This window comes from Acidovorax sp. KPB24-07, from assembly GCF_057543315.1.
Genome location: NZ_BAAJYS010000011.1, coordinates 1 through 17524, shown reverse-complemented (window position 1 = coordinate 17524; position 17524 = coordinate 1). Strand labels below are relative to the sequence as shown.

At 66.3% G+C, this 17524-nt stretch carries 14 protein-coding genes and 1 pseudogene; 7 read left to right on the top strand and 8 right to left on the bottom strand.

The features are described 5' to 3' along the window. Positions 1–187: 187 nt before the first annotated feature. The 4 genes and pseudogenes from AC27IQ_RS03165 to AC27IQ_RS03150 all read right to left on the bottom strand — a co-directional run. Positions 188–952 carry a type III secretion HpaP family protein gene (locus AC27IQ_RS03165; protein ID WP_317353822.1) on the bottom strand — a complete coding sequence of 255 codons (765 nt, stop codon included), beginning with the start codon at positions 950–952 and terminating at the stop codon, positions 188–190. 11 nt (positions 953–963) lie between these two features. Beyond that, complete coding sequence (gene sctV / locus AC27IQ_RS03160) at positions 964–3018, bottom strand: type III secretion system export apparatus subunit SctV (protein WP_284406609.1); 2055 nt, start codon at positions 3016–3018, stop codon at positions 964–966. Between the two features lie 26 nt (positions 3019–3044). Beyond that, entirely contained in the window at positions 3045–3533 is a 489-nt protein-coding gene (locus AC27IQ_RS03155) for an EscU/YscU/HrcU family type III secretion system export apparatus switch protein (protein WP_487088187.1), read from the bottom strand. 79 nt (positions 3534–3612) lie between these two features. Beyond that, positions 3613–4119: pseudogene (locus tag AC27IQ_RS03150) on the bottom strand (EscU/YscU/HrcU family type III secretion system export apparatus switch protein); the annotation flags it as partial. Between the two features lie 247 nt (positions 4120–4366). On the opposite strand from AC27IQ_RS03150, the gene AC27IQ_RS03145 reads away from it, so the two are divergent. The 5 genes from AC27IQ_RS03145 to AC27IQ_RS03125 all read left to right on the top strand — a co-directional run bounded on the left by AC27IQ_RS03145 (position 4367) and on the right by AC27IQ_RS03125 (position 11066). Then, positions 4367–4903 (top strand): type III secretion protein, encoded by a 537-nt coding sequence (locus AC27IQ_RS03145; protein ID WP_487088142.1) that lies wholly within the window; start codon positions 4367–4369, stop codon positions 4901–4903. A gap of 7 nt (positions 4904–4910) precedes the next feature. Further along, positions 4911–5774, top strand: coding sequence for a type III secretion system export apparatus subunit SctT (gene sctT / locus AC27IQ_RS03140; protein WP_487088140.1), 864 nt, complete (start codon positions 4911–4913; stop codon positions 5772–5774). Between the two features lie 320 nt (positions 5775–6094). Then, on the top strand, positions 6095–8143 hold the full coding sequence (locus tag AC27IQ_RS03135; protein WP_487088138.1) for a pectate lyase: 2049 nt from the start codon (positions 6095–6097) through the stop codon (positions 8141–8143). A gap of 252 nt (positions 8144–8395) precedes the next feature. After that, positions 8396–8851: a hypothetical protein gene (locus AC27IQ_RS03130; RefSeq protein ID WP_284431029.1), complete on the top strand. Its 456-nt coding sequence runs from the start codon at positions 8396–8398 to the stop codon at positions 8849–8851. A gap of 49 nt (positions 8852–8900) precedes the next feature. After that, positions 8901–11066 (top strand): hypothetical protein, encoded by a 2166-nt coding sequence (locus AC27IQ_RS03125; protein ID WP_487088136.1) that lies wholly within the window; start codon positions 8901–8903, stop codon positions 11064–11066. A gap of 150 nt (positions 11067–11216) precedes the next feature. Here the strand turns inward: AC27IQ_RS03125 and AC27IQ_RS03120 are convergent, their stop codons facing one another. Next, positions 11217–12680: a leucine-rich repeat domain-containing protein gene (locus tag AC27IQ_RS03120; protein WP_284431031.1), complete on the bottom strand. Its 1464-nt coding sequence runs from the start codon at positions 12678–12680 to the stop codon at positions 11217–11219. A 294-nt stretch (positions 12681–12974) separates the two neighbouring features. Between AC27IQ_RS03120 and AC27IQ_RS03115 the strand changes: the two genes are divergently transcribed. Together AC27IQ_RS03115 and AC27IQ_RS03110 are read left to right on the top strand one after the other, a co-directional pair. After that, positions 12975–13634 (top strand): hypothetical protein, encoded by a 660-nt coding sequence (locus tag AC27IQ_RS03115; protein ID WP_487088134.1) that lies wholly within the window; start codon positions 12975–12977, stop codon positions 13632–13634. Further along, positions 13631–14359, top strand: coding sequence for a metal-dependent hydrolase (locus AC27IQ_RS03110; RefSeq protein ID WP_284431033.1), 729 nt, complete (start codon positions 13631–13633; stop codon positions 14357–14359). Before AC27IQ_RS03115 ends, AC27IQ_RS03110 begins: the two co-directional genes overlap by 4 nt. 34 nt (positions 14360–14393) lie before the next feature. Here AC27IQ_RS03110 and sctN read toward each other — a convergent pair whose 3' ends face one another. The 3 genes from sctN to AC27IQ_RS03095 form a co-directional block, all read right to left on the bottom strand. Then, positions 14394–15716: a type III secretion system ATPase SctN gene (gene sctN, locus AC27IQ_RS03105; RefSeq protein WP_284406600.1), complete on the bottom strand. Its 1323-nt coding sequence runs from the start codon at positions 15714–15716 to the stop codon at positions 14394–14396. Further along, the gene (gene sctL, locus AC27IQ_RS03100) at positions 15709–16851 is read right to left on the bottom strand and encodes a type III secretion system stator protein SctL (protein WP_487088131.1); all 1143 of its coding nucleotides are present in this window, start codon (positions 16849–16851) and stop codon (positions 15709–15711) included. The genes sctN and sctL overlap by 8 nt, the downstream gene beginning before the upstream one ends. After that, positions 16845–17524, bottom strand: a 680-nt coding sequence (locus tag AC27IQ_RS03095; protein WP_487088129.1) for a type III secretion protein HrpB4, incomplete at its 5' end; no start/stop codon positions are given. The genes sctL and AC27IQ_RS03095, both read right to left, overlap by 7 nt.

The following is a 17524-nucleotide window of genomic DNA, read 5'->3' as shown; positions in this document are numbered from 1 at the left end:
ATGCGTTTGCCGGATCGGCGGCGCCGGCTGACCGACGCACCCGTTTGTCCCGAAAGGGCCCGAACCCACCGCACGAATCGCCGATCGAACATCACCCGCGCCAGACGGGCTTCGCCGTGGTCCATGGGCGGCAGATACCTTGCGAGGTCGCTTAAGGGGAAAGCCAGTGGCTTGACTGCGTTCAAGGTCATTCCAGGTCAATGTCGATGCTTCGGTGGGCCGTGCCCAGGCGGGCAAGCAACCCGTGCAGTTGATCGCGATGCTTTGAGATTAGGTGGCGGGACTCGGACGACATCGTTCGGAAGCGAAGCGTCATGGCATAGGACGAAAGCCCCAGGGCCAGCTCGCATTCCGGCAGCACCTTGGGGTCCATGGGCACCGTGACGGCCCAGGATTGGAAAGCCGGGTCTGCCCGCAGGCACAGATCGGTAATGGTTTGCGCGGTATCTCGCAGCCACTGCGGCGGCTCCGCATCCGTGGCGGTGCCGGTGGCACCGACGGCGTGCACGGGTGGCCGGTCGTCGGGCAGATCCTGCCCTGCTTCCCCGGGGGCGGGTGTGCGTGCCAGCGGTGGCGGAACGGTATCGCCCTGGATGAAGAAGTATTGCGGCGGCAAGGGGTCGGATGTCGCAGCCTGCGGCGCAGGAGCGGGTGGTGCGTTGTTGTCCCGCTCTTCCTCGTTCGGCGAATCGCCTTGCGCATCGGCCTGCTCCCGAGGCTCTCCGTCGCTCGAGTCCATGGGGTCGGGCGGGGTGCCCTCCGCAGCCGTGGCGAAGGGATCGGTGGACTCGATCACTTCGTCTTCGGCGGGGTCGTCCTGCGGGAGTGCGGGTGGAAACAGCTCGCGGCGAAACCGCTCTTGCGAGTTCGGCCGCAGCAGCGCGGGGGTGGCTGCCACTGCAGGGTGCGCGACGTGGCGCAGGGTGTGATCGGGGCGCTGGAGAGAGGTCATGGCCGCGGTCCTCAGGAAACGCGGCCGATAGGCCGCAGTTCCACCTGGGTTCCCAACTCCTGGAACGAGTACACGCGCAGCCAGTCGAGGCGGCTTTCGATCATCTTCTTGACATAGCGGCGAATGTCCATCGACGTCACCAAGGCCACGCCGGGCTGCCTGGCGGTATCGGCGACCGCGGCGATGCGCTCGGTCAGGTCGCGCGCGTCGTCGGGCGACATGGCCAGGTAGTTCCCCGCCGGCGTGGGCTTGATGCAGCCGCGGATCGCCTGTTCGATGTCCGGATCGAGCAAGATGGCCGACAGATGCCGCTGGCCACTGGTCGCTTCATGCGCGAGATAGCGGCCGAGGTCGGAGCGCACGTACTCCGTGAGCAGCAACAGGTCTTTTTCCTTGGGCCCCCAGACGATCAGGCTCTCGAAAATGCTGCGGATGTTGCGGATCGGCACCTGTTCTTCCAGCAGCCTGCGCAGCACCTCGGCCATGCGCTGCAGGGGCATGATCTTCTGCACCTCGGCCACGAGACCGGGGTATTCCGGCGTGCTGCGCTCGATCACCCACTGCACCTCCTGAACCCCCATGAACAGGTGGGCGTGCCGCTGCAGCATGCCCACGACTTCGCGCGCGATGACCTGCTCCACATCGATGCATGCGCCTTCTCGCTGGGCCATGGGCACGGCCTCCGGCGCCAGCCACAGCGAGACCTCGCTGCCCAGTGCGGGCCCGTGTGGCTGGGCCGATGCGGCCAGGGGCGATTGGGGGTCGAGCAGCAGCAGCATGCGGCCCGGCAGTTCGGGCTGCGCCACCGGAACGTCGTTGATCAGCACTTCGTAGCGCAGGCCGGTCAGTTCGATGTCCACCCACATCGCAGCGCCGGGAAACGGCAGGCCCAGCCTGGACTGCAGTCCTTCCCGTTCCTTGTTGAGTGCGCCGTTGAGCCGCTCTGCATCGATCAGCTTGCCCAATGCATCCGACATGCGGATCGACAGCGGCTTGGCGAACTCGGGGGCTTTTTGCTGGATGGAGGGCGCGTCTCCCTTGGCCCCTTCGCGCATCAGGGCCGCGATCGGCTTGGACAGCGAGTTGCCCGCGAGCTGGGTTCGTTTCTTGGTGAGGAAGTGCCCGCCAGCCACCAGACCGCCCGCCAGCAGGGCGAAAGGCACCATCGGAAAGCCCGGAATGAAGCCGAAGCCCGCCGTGAGCGCCGCGGCAAGGTACATCGAACGGGGGTTGCGGGTGAGTTGCTCGGTCATGTCCTGGCCGAGCGAGGTGGGCTTTTTCTTGTGCTCGTCGGTCACCCGGGTGGTGAGAACGCCGGCCGCCATACAGATGAAGAGGGCAGGAATCTGCGACACCATGGCATCGCCGATGGACAGCACCGCGAAGCGGTTGGCCGCTTCGCCGGCGGTCATGTTGTGGTACATGATGCCGACCACAACCCCTGCGAGGATGTTCACCATCGTGATGATCAGCCCGGCGATGGCGTCGCCTTTCACGAACTTCATCGCGCCGTCCATGCCGCCGTGCAGCATGCTTTCCATTCCGAGGTGAGCGCGTTTTCGCTTGGCTTCATCGGGCGTCAAAAGGCCCGCGCGCAAGTCGGCATCGATGCTCATCTGCTTGCCTGGCAGGGCATCCAGCGTGAAGCGCGCGCCGACTTCCGCCACCCGCTCCGAGCCTTTGGCGATCACGATGAACTGGACGATGGTGATGACCAGGAACACCACGATCCCCACCACCAGATTGCCGCCCACCACCAACTGCCCGAAGCTCTCGATCAGGTGGCCTGCATCGGCATGCAGCAAGATCGCCTTGGTTGAGGCGATGTTCAGCGCCAGCCGGAACAGCGTGGTGAACAGCAGCAGCGAAGGAAAGGTCGAAAGCGACAGCGCGTCCGGTATGAACAGCGTGGTCATCAGCAGCAGGATGCTCACCGTGAGGTTGATGGCCAGCAGCGCATCGATGAGCATGGTCGGCAGCGGAAGGATCATCAGTGCGATCACGCCGACGAGAAAGCCCGCCATCGTCATGTCGTTGACCAGGGTGGAGTCGAAGCGTTTGGCCATGGGGTGTTCCTGGTGGTGAAGGCTTGTCAGGGAGGAGAGGTGTTTGCGGCCGTGCCGCCGCCGAATTGGTCGAGTTCTGCGACCCAGCGCAGCACGACGGCAACGGACTCGAGCAGTTCTTCGGAAATGGGTTGGTTCAGCGGCAGGCGGTGCAGCGCGCGGGCCAGGGGCGGGTTGGCGATGATCGGAACACCATGCGTTGCGGCCAGGCCGCGGATCACCGCGGCCTGTGCATCCATCCCCTTGGCCACCACGATGGGCAGGGGCGTGACGCCTTCCTCGTAGAGCAGGGCCACGGCGTAGTGGGTCGGGTTGGTGACCACCACGGTGGCGCCGGGCACGCGTTCCTGCGGTGGACTGTTGGCCAGCTCGTCGCGCAGCGAGCGCTGCTGGCCCTTGACATGGGGGTCTCCGTCGCTGTCCTTGCGCTCCCGCTTGATATCGTCCTTGCTCATGCGCTGGTCGCGCATGAACAGCCAGCGCTGCAAGCCGAAGTCCACGGGACCGATGATCACGAACACCAGGCACGAAAAAACCGATCAACCGCAGGATGGCGCTCCACGCCACCTGACCCGCGCCTTGGGCAGAAAGGTAGGCCGAGCCCACCAGCAATGGCACGAGGCTGAGCACGATTTGCCAGATCACGGCCCCCAGTGCCACGGCCTTCACCACAGACTTGCAGAACTCGATGATCGAGCGTGCGTTGATCAGTTTCTTGAGGCCTTCGGCGGGGTTCAGTTTTTCGAATTTCGGCTGGATGGCTTCGAACGAAATGATCACCCCCACCTGGCCCATCATGGCAATGATCGCCACCAGCACGGAGACGATGACCAGGGAGAACGCGGCGATCGCGCCGTCCAGCACCATGGAGGAAATCAGCGCCAGAACCTCCTGCGTGTCCTGCGCCTGCATGCCTTGGTGCATGGCGGTTTTCACCACCTTCGCGATGTGGTCGTAGAGCATGGGGCCGGAGCCGATCAGCACCAGCAGCGAGGCCACCAGGATGGCCGCGGCCACGACGTCCTGGCTTTTGGGAACCTCTCCCTTCTTGCGGGCGTCCAGGAGCTTCTTGTCTGTGGGTTCTTCCGTTTTTTCTGACATGGCGTGGGCTCGTTGGTCGCGGTGCGCGATGGGTTCTTGCAATCTAGCTTTGCACGCCGCCTGGCATGCGATCCATGCGAAGTCCTTGCCCTCGCAGACGAACGTGACGGATCGCAGTCCTGCGCTGCGTGCCCACATTCGCATTGCCGTGACTGCCTTCGTTCGGGTTCCATGGCGCGAGGCCGCGCGCTTCTAGTCTTGCCGCCAGAAGGTCAATCGATGTCGGTTGGCCGCTGGAGAGGGATTCATGAGCACGATCAAGGGGTTGCGCATCCTGGTGCGCCTGAAGAAGCGGCGTGTCGAGCAGAGCGAAGCGGCATTGCAGGAGAGCGCCCGGCAGCGCGATCGCGAGCAGGCCGCGCACGAAGCGGCCGTGGCCGAGGAGGCGCAGGTGCGCCAGGCCGAGAGCGACCTGCGCGGCCGCATCGCCTCGACCACGGAGCGTCCGCAAGGCTTTCATGCGCAGGACGTGGTGACGCTGCAAATCCTGGTCAAGGAGGCGGAAGTGCGCAGCGCCGATGCCGGCAAGCTGACGCAGCGCGCGGCAGCGCAGGTGGAAGCCGCCGTGCAGCGGGTGGCCGAGCGAGAGTTCGCGCTGCGGCGCGCAACGCAGCAAATGGAGGCGACCGAGGCCCGGCTGGAGCGGGCCGTGCAGGAGGCTGAACGGGCCCAGGAGGACGCGCAGGACGAGGAGGCAGAGGAAACGGCCGTTGCTCGCATGCTGGCCTGCTCCCGTGCCGCTGCGCGCACGCGATTGCAGTTGGCGCGCGGCGCCAGGGCATGAGGTGGCGATGGACCCCTCCATGCAGCAGGGGCTGGGCCTTTTCCAGCTGACCCTCGATCTCAAGGGCTTCTTTGCCGTGCTGGCACTGTCCACTGCGCGCATCTATGCCGCCATGCTCGTCATGCCGGCGACGAACGACATGCTGCTGTATGGGCGCACTCGCGGTGGGCTCGTGCTTGTGCTGGGCGCCTTTGTGGCCTGGGGCCAGCCGACCGAACTGCTGCATTCGCTGACCGCCGTGGACATGGCGGTGCTGGTGCTCAAGGAGGGCGTCATCGGAATGCTGATCGGGTTCGCGGTCGGCACCGTCTTCTGGGTGGCCGAGAGCGTGGGCATGCTCATTGACAACCAGACCGGCTACAACAACATCCAGCAGACCAATCCGCTCAGCGGCCAGCAGAGCACGCCGGTGGGCAACCTGCTGTCGCAACTGGCCATCGTAGGCTTTTACATGCTGGGGGGCATGCTGGTCTTCATCGGCCTGCTGTTCGATTCGTACGAGTGGTGGCCGCTCACGGGCGTCATGCCCAGTTGGGCGGTGCTGATGGAGCGGTTCCTGCCGACCGAAGTCACCAACTACGCCGAAACCGTGCTCAAGATCGCCGGACCGGTGATCGTGATCCTGATGCTCATCGACCTGGGCATTGGCTTGCTGGGAAAGGCCGCAGAAAAGCTGGAGCCCAACAGCCTCGCGCAGCCCATCAAGGGGGCGACGACCATGCTGCTGTTGGTACTCCTGGTGGGCGTTTTCTTCCAGCAGGTGCGGCCGCAACTCACGATGCGGCCCGTGGCCGAGCGCATCAAGCGTTTGCTGTCGCCTGCGGCCTCGCCCCCTGCCTCACCCCAATCGCCGGCGGTGCCCCATGGATAACGCTGAGGGCAACCGGCAGGCCGCGCAGTCCCGCCTTCGCAGCTGGACTGCCAGCCTGTCCTGTGCACTGGCGGCGCGCCGATGCGCTGTGTCGGTGAGGTGTGGACGGCCCCTCGTGCCGTCGCGCCTGCAGTGTCCCAGCGATGTGCACCGCGGGGCCGGGGTTTCCCACCACGTGTCGATCCGGTCGCCACCGCAGTCAGTCGCTTTCTCTGAACCCACGCCGTCGCGCAACACGGTGGATCCCTCCGCCGCATTTCTCTGTCTGAGCCGCCATGGGGTGGGCAGCTTTTTTTTTCACTTTGCCTTAAGGAGTCAGTATGTCAGTCAATTTCCAAACCCAGACCACATCCCGGTTCAACAACAACCTGGACTCTCTGTCGGACAACCAACAGAACTCTTCCCAGAAACTGCAGGACGAACTGCTCCAGCTGGTCGTGCTGGTGCTGCAGCAAGTCATGAAAGCGATGGACAAAGACGGTTCCGACAGCAAAGCGGGCGGCACGGATGGTGTGTCGGGCAAGGGCGGCGCGGGCGGCGCCAACGGAGGCGGCGGCGCGAACAAGGGCCAGGGCGTGGCCGGCCTGATCCAGCAGTTCGGCGAGTTGCTGCAGCAGATCGCCAAGTCCATGGAGCAGAACTCGCAGAAGAATCCTGCCAGCGATCTGGCCAAAAGCATTGCCGACAAGCTCGGCGGCGGTGGCGGCAACACGCTCGATGAAATGGGCAGGGACAGCGGCAGCGGTGGCAACCTGCTGGAGCAACTGGGCGAAAGCTATCTGCGCCAGATCCTGGACAAGATGACCACAGGCGGCACGGGGCAAACCAACGGCGGCGGCAGCGGTGGCGACGGCAATACAGGCGCCAGCGACATTGGCGATCTGGCCAAACAATTCATCGAAGCACTGCTGTCGGGTGGCTCGGGTGCGGTGGAAGACCTGGGCAGGAAAAACGGTACGGGTGGCACCGGAGGCACAAACGGTGCCGGCGGCACTGGCGGCACTGAGGGCGCGGACGGCACGCAAAGCGGCGACGGCCAGTCGTCGATCCAGCAGCTGCTGCAGGTGCTCGAGCAGATTCTGCAAATCCTGCAAACCCTGCAGGGCGGAAAGGCGGAAGGCTCTGGTGGTGGCGGTGGAGCCGGCGGCACCAAGGACTCTGGCGGCACCAGCAATGCCGGTGGAACTGGCGGAACTGGTGATTCCGGTGGAGTCGATGGAACTGATGGTGCAAAAGGGCAGGGCTCGCCGGGCGACATGCTCAAGCAATTGGTCGAGGCCCTCATCAAGGGCGACAGCAGCGCACTGGACAAGCTGGCCAATGGCGACAAGCAAAATGGTGGCGCACAGGATGCAACCCAACAACTGATGGAGTTGCTGCAAAAACTGATCGAACTCCTGACGGGCAAGAAGCCGGACGAGTCCGATAGCGAGTCGGGTGGAGGCGGTGGCGGCGGCGGCGGCACGCAGCCTTCTGCTGGTGGTGGCGGTGGTACGCAGCCTTCTGCTGGTGGTGGTGGCGGCGGTACGCAGCCTTCTGCTGGTGGTGGCGGCACGCAGCCTTCTGCTGGTGGTGGCGGCGGCGGCACGAAGCCTTCTGGTGATGGTGGCGGCACGAAGCCTCCAGTGGGTGATGGCGGCGGTACGGAAAAGCCTTCCACCGACAAGCCTTCCACGACGGGCCCTTCTACCGGCACCAAGCCTTCCGAGACCCCTTCCACTACGGGTTCTGGCTCTGGCGGCAAGGTAACTAGCATTCCACCCGCCAGCGGCGAAAAGATCGTCAATGAGCCCATTGTGGTCAAGGCCGGCACCACCTTCGACGGCGGCAACGTGCATTACAAGGCGGGGCCTGCTCTTGGGGACGGCGGCCAGAGCGAGAATCAGAAGCCGGTATTCATCCTGGAACCCGGTGCTACCCTTAAGAACGTCCAGATTTCCGGCGGCGATGGCATTCACACCCAAGGCAACGCCACCCTCGACGGCGTGTTTGGCCGCGATGTGGGTGAGGACTTCATGACGAAGAAGGGCGAAGGCGACGTGGTGTTCAAGAACGGCGGCGCGGCGAATGCCACCGACAAGACGTTCCAGCTCAACCACGGCGGCGCCTTCTCCATCGACAACTCCTTCTTCGATGGCACCAGCAAGCTGGTCCGCACCAACGGTGGCAAGGACTTCGCGACCGACATCTCGATCACCAACTCGACGATCAGGAACGTCAAGGAAGCCGTGGTGCGTACCGACGCGACGCAGGCCAACATCAAGCTGGCCAACAACGACATCGTTGGCGCGCCCCACGATGTGCTCGCACCCGCAGCCACCAAGGTGGAAGGTGCGGAAAACCGCGGTACGAAGGCCTTCACGGGCTGATGAAAAAGAGGCTGGAAGTCTGCTGCGCCATGCCAGCGGATCTTCCGGCCTTGCTTGGCCACAGCGGCTGGTGCATGCAGGCGTTCGCCTGCCCTGCCAGCCGCTGCGCCTGCGTGCGGCGCATCCCGCCGCCACACGGCCTGCTGCCTCGTTTTCAGCAGCAGCGGCAGTGCAATGTCTTTCCGTCGGTGCCACCTCCGTGCCCTGATTTCTCTCCCACACCCCCCACTCAATTCGTCATAGGACACTCCCATGAGCGCCCCATCCACCGTTGCCCGCGTGCCCGAGGCCGCGACGCGCGCCCAGATCGATTTCCTGACCCAGTTGGCCGTGCACATCGGCCTGCGGGCGGAAGACGGCCTTCTCCTGGTGGCCCCACGGGTTATCAGCGGGCCGGCCGGCTTGGCCGGCCGTTTCCACTTGCACCCCGAGCATGCCGCGGTGCTGCCCGAAGTGCTGCTGCCGGTCGCGGCGCAAGAGCTTGCCGGTCCGGAGGTCTTGAAGCTTTTGACGCTGCAGGCCGTGGTCCTGAAGGAGTTTGGCTGGTATCTGGGAGCATCCGCTGAGGGCATGCTGCAGCTCAGTTCGCTGTCCTGGATCGAGGCGCCTCAAGACGCGGCCACCGCCATGGACATGCTCAATGGCATCGGGGCCAGTGTGCTTCAGGCACTGCTGGACGAACCCGCGCCAGCGCCTTCCTCGGCTTGAGACCGGCGGACTCTCCGTTTCACGAACTTCTGGACCCAAGGACACTCCCATGGACCACCCGAACATCACTGGCCGCAGCATCCGGACCATCCCCCATCGGACCGATGCCAACACCACGGCCGCCAGCCACACGACCGAGCGGCCCCCGACGCAAACGCTCGAGCACCAGGGCTTGAGCCCGCGCGCCACGCCAGGCACCACCGAGTCGGCCACTCCGGTGCGCCGGACAGTGTTGCCCGGACGGAGCACCAACTCCCCGTCGGCGTCCGGAAGCTACGTCGCCATCGACATGCCATCTCCGAATGAAAGCCTGGCCAACGCCGGGACCTCCCGCAGCTGGATGGAAACCATTGGCCAGACCTTGCAGTCGGGTGGGTGGCGCATGGCGCAAGGCGTGGGGGCTGCATGGACCGGCGCCCATGCCCTGGCGGGACAGGTGGGATGGCGAGGCCAGACGCCAGAGCCCGCGACGGCCCAGGCGGCCGATGTGCAGGCGCCGGTGCAAGACATCGCCGTCGACAGGGTGGATCTGGAGGCCAGCATGCCGCATGTGGTCGTCGACCCCCCGACCTCAGACCGTACCGCTCTGTCCGCGGGCGACCGCTTGGTGGCCTTCCTGCGTAACATACCGTTTCGCACAGAAAACGAGCAGCAGCGCGAAATGGCGGCAGTGTACGAGGAATGGGCCCGGCAGCATGCCGATGCGCAGGAGGCTGCCGGGGCCGGGGGCTACTCGCTGCGGGCTGGCGATGCAGCCTTGCCTGCAGGGTACGATTTTGGGCGGCAGTTGTTGAGTTCGATGGCGCGTTCGCCTGCCACCAATGCGATGGCCACCGCGATCGGTCCACGCTCGGGCCTGAACGCCGAAGGCCAATCGGTGAACATCGGAGAGTTGAGCAACCAGTACGACCCGGCGCTCGCAGGCGGCACCCTCGGGGGGCTCACCGCGCACATGGTCGATACCACGTTGCTGTCGGCCATGGACCGGCGAGCGGCCTTGGCCAACTTTCCCCAGTTCAAGGCCATCGATCCTCACGTGCTGGTCCCCGACCCTTGCCCAGTACAGATCCGGGTGGTGAACGAACGCAAGGAGTTCTGGAGGCCGGTGACGGCAGACTCGCTCGGTGGTCCGCGGCATTTGCCCACGATGAACGAGCTGAAGGCCCAGGCGGACCTGCGGCGCAAGTCGGTGACCGCGCTGCAGGTGGCACTGGATGGCAAACAGTGGGGGGTATTGGCCCAGCCGCTGATGACGGCGGGCTTCAATGTGCTGCGCCGGCAGGTGATGCCGATCTACGCGTTCACCAATCCCGCCTTGGTGTTCGCGCACTCGCTATGGGCTTCGGGGCTCGGAGGGGGCATGACCAAACTGGCATTGGGCATGGGCAAGTCGGTGGCCTATGCGAATCTGGATGATTTCGCCGGAGGAACGCGAAAGGCCAACGTGTTTGCCAGAAGCTTGCCCCAGCCCGGGTTGCCAGCGGCGGGGCTGGCCGACATCAAAGGGTTGCCTGGCTATGGAGCGGAGGTGGCCAAGGAAACGCTGGCATTGACGCAGCACTTTTGGGTCGGCCCCTGGCGCACCAGCGGATCATGGTTGCCCAATGGCGACGACGTTCGTGCCCGGATCAGCGACATGGGCCGGTCGCTGGCGTCCAATGTGATGGCGGGCGTTGCCTCGACCGGCATCGGCGCCTTGGTCGGGCAATTGGGGCGGGGCGGCTCCAATTCCGCCTTGCCAGGCGAATCCCTGCGATCGCAGGGCTACATGCTGCAGCAGGCTGGCCAGAGCTCCTCCAACGATTTTGTCTGGCAGGCGAGCAAGGAGTACCTGGGCGGTGCATCGCACAGCCTGACGGACTCCCTGGACAAGTGGCGAGACAACAAGCTGGTACGGCTGTCAAATGCGGCGTATCACGCGCAGAATGGTTTGGTGGCCCTGGCTGAAGAGCTGCAGGGCGTGATTTCCGAGCAGGGGGGCGATGACGCGATGTACCTCAGTGCGGCGATTGACACGCTGGCTGGACTACGGGACGCCAGCAAGCCGGAATTGGCCGACCTGCAGATCGCTCAGCAGCTGTTGCGAGGCGGTGCGGCTGGCGCTGGTATCCACCGAGGCGAGATCGCGCAAATCCAGGGAATGGTCGATCAGACCCTTCGCACCCTGCAGCACCGGGATGAACTGACCCATTGGGTCAAGCCCAAATCCGATTGAGTGAGGGAGTGGGGGCCCTGCGGGCTGGCAACTGTTGCCTGCCCGACCATCGGACTGCACGCCAAGCCGAAGCAGGCATGCCTCAACGGCCGGGCCCTGCCCTGGCTTTGCGGCAGGAGCCTTCGGTTGATCCGGCGCTGCCGGAGTTCCTCAACCGAGGGCCGTCATCAATGCGCGATGCGTTTGCGCATACGCGCGGTTTCCCCGCTCGGAAAACGGGTTGCTCCAGAGGTCCAGCGATGCCAGCGTGCGGTTGCCAGCCAACGCATGCGCGCCCGACTCGCCGATCCGGTTGCGGGCCAGATTCAGCTTCTGCAGCCGGGGATTGGCCGCCAGGGCCCGGGCACCGCCGGAGCCGATCTGGTGGCCCTCCAGATCGAGTTCGGTCAGGCAGGTGCTGGCCGCCAGGGCGCAAGCGCCGGCTTCCGTGATCTGCACGGTGCCGGCCATGTCGTTGCGCAGGACCAGGCGCGTCAGCGTGCGGGAGCGGCCCAATGCGCACGCGCCGGCATTGCCCACCTGGCAACTGCCCACATCCAGGCAGACGAGGGACGGGGCGTCGGCCAGCGCCTGGGCACCTGCATCGCCAATCGGGTTGTGGCGCAGGTCCAAGGTGGTCAGGGCGGTGTGCTGTGCCAGGGCTTGCGCACCGGCCGTGCCGATGCCGTTGCCCGATGCCACCAGTGTGTGCAAACGTGGCATGCGCGCCAGAGCGCCAGCGCCCTGGTCCCCGATCCGGTTGCGTTGCATGTTCAGCGATTCCAGGAACGGGTGTGCCGCCAGGCTGCGGGCACCGTCTTCGCCGATCAGGTTGCCGCCCAGTACCAGGTGGGTCAGGCTGCGGTTGCTGCCCAGCGGGGCAATGGCCGGGTCGCGCAGCCGGTTGTCGCTCAGGTCGAGCGAACGCATGCCGTGGCTGCGGGCCAGGGCGCGGATGCCTTCGGCGCCCAACGTTGGGTTGCTGCGCAGCTCCAACACCTGAAGGTGGGGGTTGGCGGCCAGGGCGGTGGCGCCCGCATTGCCAATGCCGCAGTCGTTCAGCCGCAACGTTTGCACGCCGGGGTTTCGAGCCAGCGCGCGAGCGCCTTCATCGCCAATCGGGTTGTGGCTGAGGTCCAGGCAGCGCAGCGTGGGATGGCCTGCGAGGATCGCGGCGCCTTGCGCATCGATGTGAAGATGGCGGGCCGTGAGCGAGCGCAGATCCAACTGGCAAAGTTGTGCAAGGCCTGCGGAACTGATGCCTTTGCAATGCAGCAGTTCCAGCTCCTCAAGCGACCCGGGCAGGTGCTGCAGATCCGCGTCGCTGAACTCACCCCGCAGCACCATCTTGCGCAACCCGGGGAAAAGTCCGTCCTCGCAGATGTCGAGCAGGCCCTGTGTGCCACGCACCACCGGCACGCCAGCCTGCCCCTCGGACAGGTCCCGCACGGGATGCTCGGCCGGCCGGGCGGCTGCTTGCTTTGCGGCAGGCGCCAAGGACGCGCCACCCATGCGATGGGACGATGCGCGGCGCAGGCGATGGGCGCTGGAGGCCTTGGCGCTCAGCCAGGCGAAGAGGCCGCCCGCTACCGGGCGCAGTTCTGTAGGGGGGCTTTTCAGGATAAGGCTGTTCATGGCGTTCTCGCGTTGATCGGGATGCCTCCAGGGTAGGCAGCCATACCCAGCGCAGGCAGCCGGCATGCGAAGCGATCGACCGACAAGCGAGCGGGCCAGGCCAGCGGTGGCCGATTGCACGGGGTGTCATCAGCCTTTCATACGGGCTGGCGATCATCCGACCCCATGTCTTTCGATATGCAGATTCGGCGCGCTGCGCCGGCGGGCTCCTGGATGCCGTCGCGCAGCGTGCGTTCGCCAGCCATGGCGCCCCAGGGCATTGCTCAGGTGGCGAGCAGGCCCCGTGCGCGGTTTTTGGGGCTGGACGACATTCCGCAATTGCTGCGCCTGGAAGCCCGGCAATGGACGCCGGAGCAAGCCGCCGACAAAGCGGCTCTGCGCAGTCGCATCCTGGCCCATCCCGATCTGTGCGTGGGTGCGTTCTGCCCGAAAACAGGAGAGGCGCTGGCGTCGCTCTTCATGAAGCCGGCCTGCCGCGAGGCGTTGGTGGCCGCCCGGTCCTGGCACGATTGCGCAGGACAACCGGTCGGCGCGAAGCCTGGCCGCAGCCTCTTCGGGATCAGCCTGACCAGCGTGGACCCGGAAGCGGCCTGCCAGTTGATCCGGTTCTTCTGGCCCCATGCGCTTCGGCATGGCTGGCGCGACATCTATCTGGGATCGCCAGTGCCCGGATTGCGCCGGGCCTTGCAGGAAGGGCTTGCGCCCGATGCGGAAACCTATGTGCATTCGCGCCGCGGCGGCCTGCCGGCCGATGCCCAGCTGCGGTACTACCATCGCAAGGGCTTTCGCGAGATCGTCGGCGTGCGGCCGGACTACTTCCCGCATGCGGAATCGCTGGACCACGGCGTTCTGCTGCGTGGTACCGTGCCGCTCGCGGCGGCATGGCCGCTGTGGCGCATCCTGCCGTTTGCGGTGCTGCGACGTGCCACGCACTGGGCCGGAGCGCTGCTTTGAGCGCTACGCAAGCCCGTGTGGTGCCCTGGAATGGAGACATGTTCCGCACGCGGTTCTTCGACGCCCTGTCGCTGTTGCTGCCGTCCGGCGAAGCCTTCGTGATCGATGCCATCTCCGATGCGCTCCAGGCCGACGGCGGGCAAGGCGTCTCGGCTCCCGCATTGCGTGACGAGGCCCTGCGCTTCGTGCGGGAAGAAGCCACCCACCAGCGAGCGCACCGCCGTTACAACGAGCGCCTGGCGCAGACCGGCGTGCCGGTATCCAAATTGGAGGGGCGGGTCGCGGCGGCGGTCCAGGACCTGGCCGGTCTGCCGCTGCCGACACGCCTGGCGCTGGCCGAGGCGTTCGAGCACCTGACTGCGCTGCTCTCAGCGCAGGTGCTGCAGGGAACGGCCTGGCTGCAGGGCGATGGCCGTGAGGCGCGGATGTGGCGCTGGCATTGCGAGGAAGAGGTGGGGCATCGCCATGTGGCCTCCGATGTGGCCCGCGCGTTCGGTATTGGCCATGTCCGGCGTGTGGCATGCCTGGCGCTGGCGGCGCTGTACCTCGGCATCGATCTGTCGCGCCTGCTGACGGGGCTGTTGTGGCGGGACATGGTTGACGGCCACGTGCGCCCGCTGGGCCTGCTGGGGCAGGCAGCGCGGTTCGCATGGCGCACGGCGCCCGGCGTGGGCCGCATGGCCATCGCTTCGCTCGCCGGTCTCTTGCCCCGCCGCCTGGCCTGACCGTTGGCCGGATCCCGGCTGGCGGGCCGTGGGGTCAGCCGTTGGCCACGTGTGCCAAGGTGCCCACCGATCGGTCGAAATCCCAGAGATCCGATGTGGCCTGGTTCAGGAAATCCAGGATCTGGGGCATTTTCTGCATGGCCTCGTCCGCGAGCGCATCGTTGCCGGGCTTGTATTCCCCCATCTGCACCAGCGGTTCGATCTCGTCGTATTTCGCCATGAGGCGGCGAAAGTGCCCCCCAGCCTGCTGATGGTCCTTGGGCACGATCTGCGACATCACGCGGCTCAGGCTGCCCAGCACGTCGATGGCCGGGTACTGGTTGCGGGCCGCGATCTTGCGTGACAGGATCATGTGGCCGTCCAGAATGCCTCGCACTTCTTCGGAGATCGGGTCGCCACCGCTCTCGTCCTCGTAAAGGATGGTGTACAGCGCCGTGATCGAGCCCACCGCACCCATGCCGGCCCGCTCCAGCAGGCGGGGGATCTCGGCGAACACCGAGGGCGGGAAGCCGCGCCGCGCAGGGGGCTCGCCCGCAGCCAGGCCGATTTCCCGCTGCGCGCGGGCGAAGCGCGTGAGCGAGTCCATCATGAGCAGTACCTTCAAGCCCTGGTCCCGGTAGTACTCGGCCACGGCGGTGGCCACATGGGCTGCTTTGGCGCGTTCGCTGGACGACCGATCGGAGGTGGCGCACACCACCACGGACCGCGCCATGCCTTCTTCACCCAGAATGAACTCGACGAATTCGCGCACTTCGCGGCCCCGCTCGCCGATGAGCGCGATCACGCTGATGTCGCACTCCGTGCCACGTGCCAGCATGCCCATCAACGTGCTCTTGCCAACCCCCGCCGGCGCGAAGATGCCCATGCGCTGGCCTTCGCCCAGGGTGAGCAGGGCATCGATGGCCTTCACGCCGGTGGGCAAGGGGTGCTCGATCATTTCCCGCTCCATCGGCGTGGGCGGAAGGGCGAACACCGGGCGCCGCTCAAGGCAATCGAGCGGACCCTTGCCATCGATGGGCTGGCCCAGGCTGTCGATCACCCGGCCCAGCAGCTTGGGTCCCACAGGGACGGACAGCACCTCGCCCAGGCCGACCACCGCCGAGCCGCCCCGCACGCCGAGGATCGATCCGAACGGTGACAGGATGCTCTGGCCGTTGGCAAAGCCGATCACTTCGGCGGCCTGCAGCAGGCCACCGCTTTCATCGAGCACATGGCACAGCTCGCCGAGCTTGGCGTCCAGGCCGGTCACGCGCATCAAGGTGCCGATCACCTCGACGACCTTGCCACTGCGGCGAACGATGGTCGCGGAGGCAATTTCCTGCTCCATCCATTGGGGCAGTCCGGAGACTTCAAGCATGGTGCTTTTCCTCGTCGTCATCGTCATCGCCGTCGCCGGCAGTCCCGCTCATCGGGTCCAGGGTTTCGAGCCAGTCCACCGCATCGTCGTCGTTGTGCAACGGCTTGGCGGATGAGAACCAGTTGGGCGAGTCGTCTGCCCTCTGGGCCAGAGGCGGTGCAACGGATGCCAGGGTTTGCTCGGGCACCGACTCTTCGGTGTCCAGCGGGTCCTCGGCTACGAGAGGCTCCTCCGCTTCCGCTTCCGCTTCCGCTTCCGCTTCCGCTTCCTCGGCTTCGGCTTCGGCTTCGGCTTCGGCTTCGGCTTCGTCCGCCTCCAGCCACTCCGTGGCTTCGTGGGCGGACGTCAGCTGGACCTCATGCAAAGGTTCCATCTCGATCTCTTCGGGGTCTGGCGGCGTGCTGGCTTCCTGCGAAGCATTGGCCATCGCCAACCGGGTGGCCCGCTCCAGTGCAGAGCGCACGCCAGCGAGCTGCACACCGAGGCTGGTGTCGAGCCGGCCGATGTCGGACTCGAAGATGCAGGAGCCCAGCGCGAGCGATGCATCGGTCTCGACGCGCACCTCGGGCTCGTTCGGCCCACGCACGGCCGAGGCGATGGCGGTGCGTGCCGCCTCGGCCTCGTCCGGATGAACGCGCAGGCTGGCCGTTCCTGCCTGGCGCAGCGCATCCTTCACGGTCCACAGGGCGCGCTGGAACAGGGCTTCGCGCGATTCGGATTGCACGATGCGCTCGACGGCCAGCGCGACCACGCCGGCCAGTTGGGTGTCCATGGCGTGCCAGGCGGCTTCATGCGTGGCCTTGAGCTGCGCGAAGCGGCCATGCCACCGCGCGGCGGCTTCGCGCTCGCCGTGGGCATAGCCCAGCTCTCGCTCGGCAGCCGCCTCGCGCCGTGCCTCGTCCACCAGGGCTTCGGCCTCTTGCCGCGCCTGCTGCAACAGGGCCTGGGCCGACTGTTCGGCTTCGTCGGCGGTGCGTTGAGCCTGGGCCCGGGCTTCCTCGCGGATGGCGGCGCATTCATCCCGGACGCTCTCCAGCAGCCCCAGTACGCCGGTCACCGTGGGGATTTCATGGGCCCGGAGGATGCCGGTGTCGGTGCGCAGCTGGGCGCGGTTCGGGTTGGACCAGATCAGCATGGTGTGCCTTCGAACAGCGATTCCAGCCGCTCCAGGCGGGCATGGGCCGGGCTGAGTGCCGCCGGCACATGCCGGGCGCGGGGCTCGTCCTGCCGCGACAGGGGCAGAGACAATCGGGCCAGCCGGCGCAATCCCCGGTCGGGCCACACGCCTTCCCGCACCAGTTCGCGGTAACCGACCCAGGCCCATGCGAGGGGTGTCCACGATGCGACTTCACTGGGCACGGGTGTGCCTTCCTGAAGGCCTCGCAGGGCCCCGTAGGCCGGCCCCAGGCATTGCTGCAGCGCGGCCCGCGACGTGCGCTCGACGCAGCAGCGCAACACACCGGGCCGGCCCATCAGGGCGAGAGCGCACAATCGCGACAGCATCTTTGTCCGGTCCATCAGCGCAAGCCGGCTGGCAGGGTGCTCCAGGGAGGGCAGGGGAGGCAGGGGGCCACAGCTGCGTTCATACAGCGCAATGGACATGCGCTGTCCCACGGCACCCTGGTCCCAGTCCTGGGCGGATTGCGCCAGGCCGAGCGGGGCGCGCCAGCTCGGGTCCATGCCTTCGTGCAGGGCTTCGAGCCGCAACTGGAGCGCCTGCGCCAGCGAGGCAAGTTGGCTGGCCCGGCTCATGGCCGCCGCCCCAGGCCATCGGCCGTGTCGGGGAGGGGGGGTCATGCCGAGGCTCC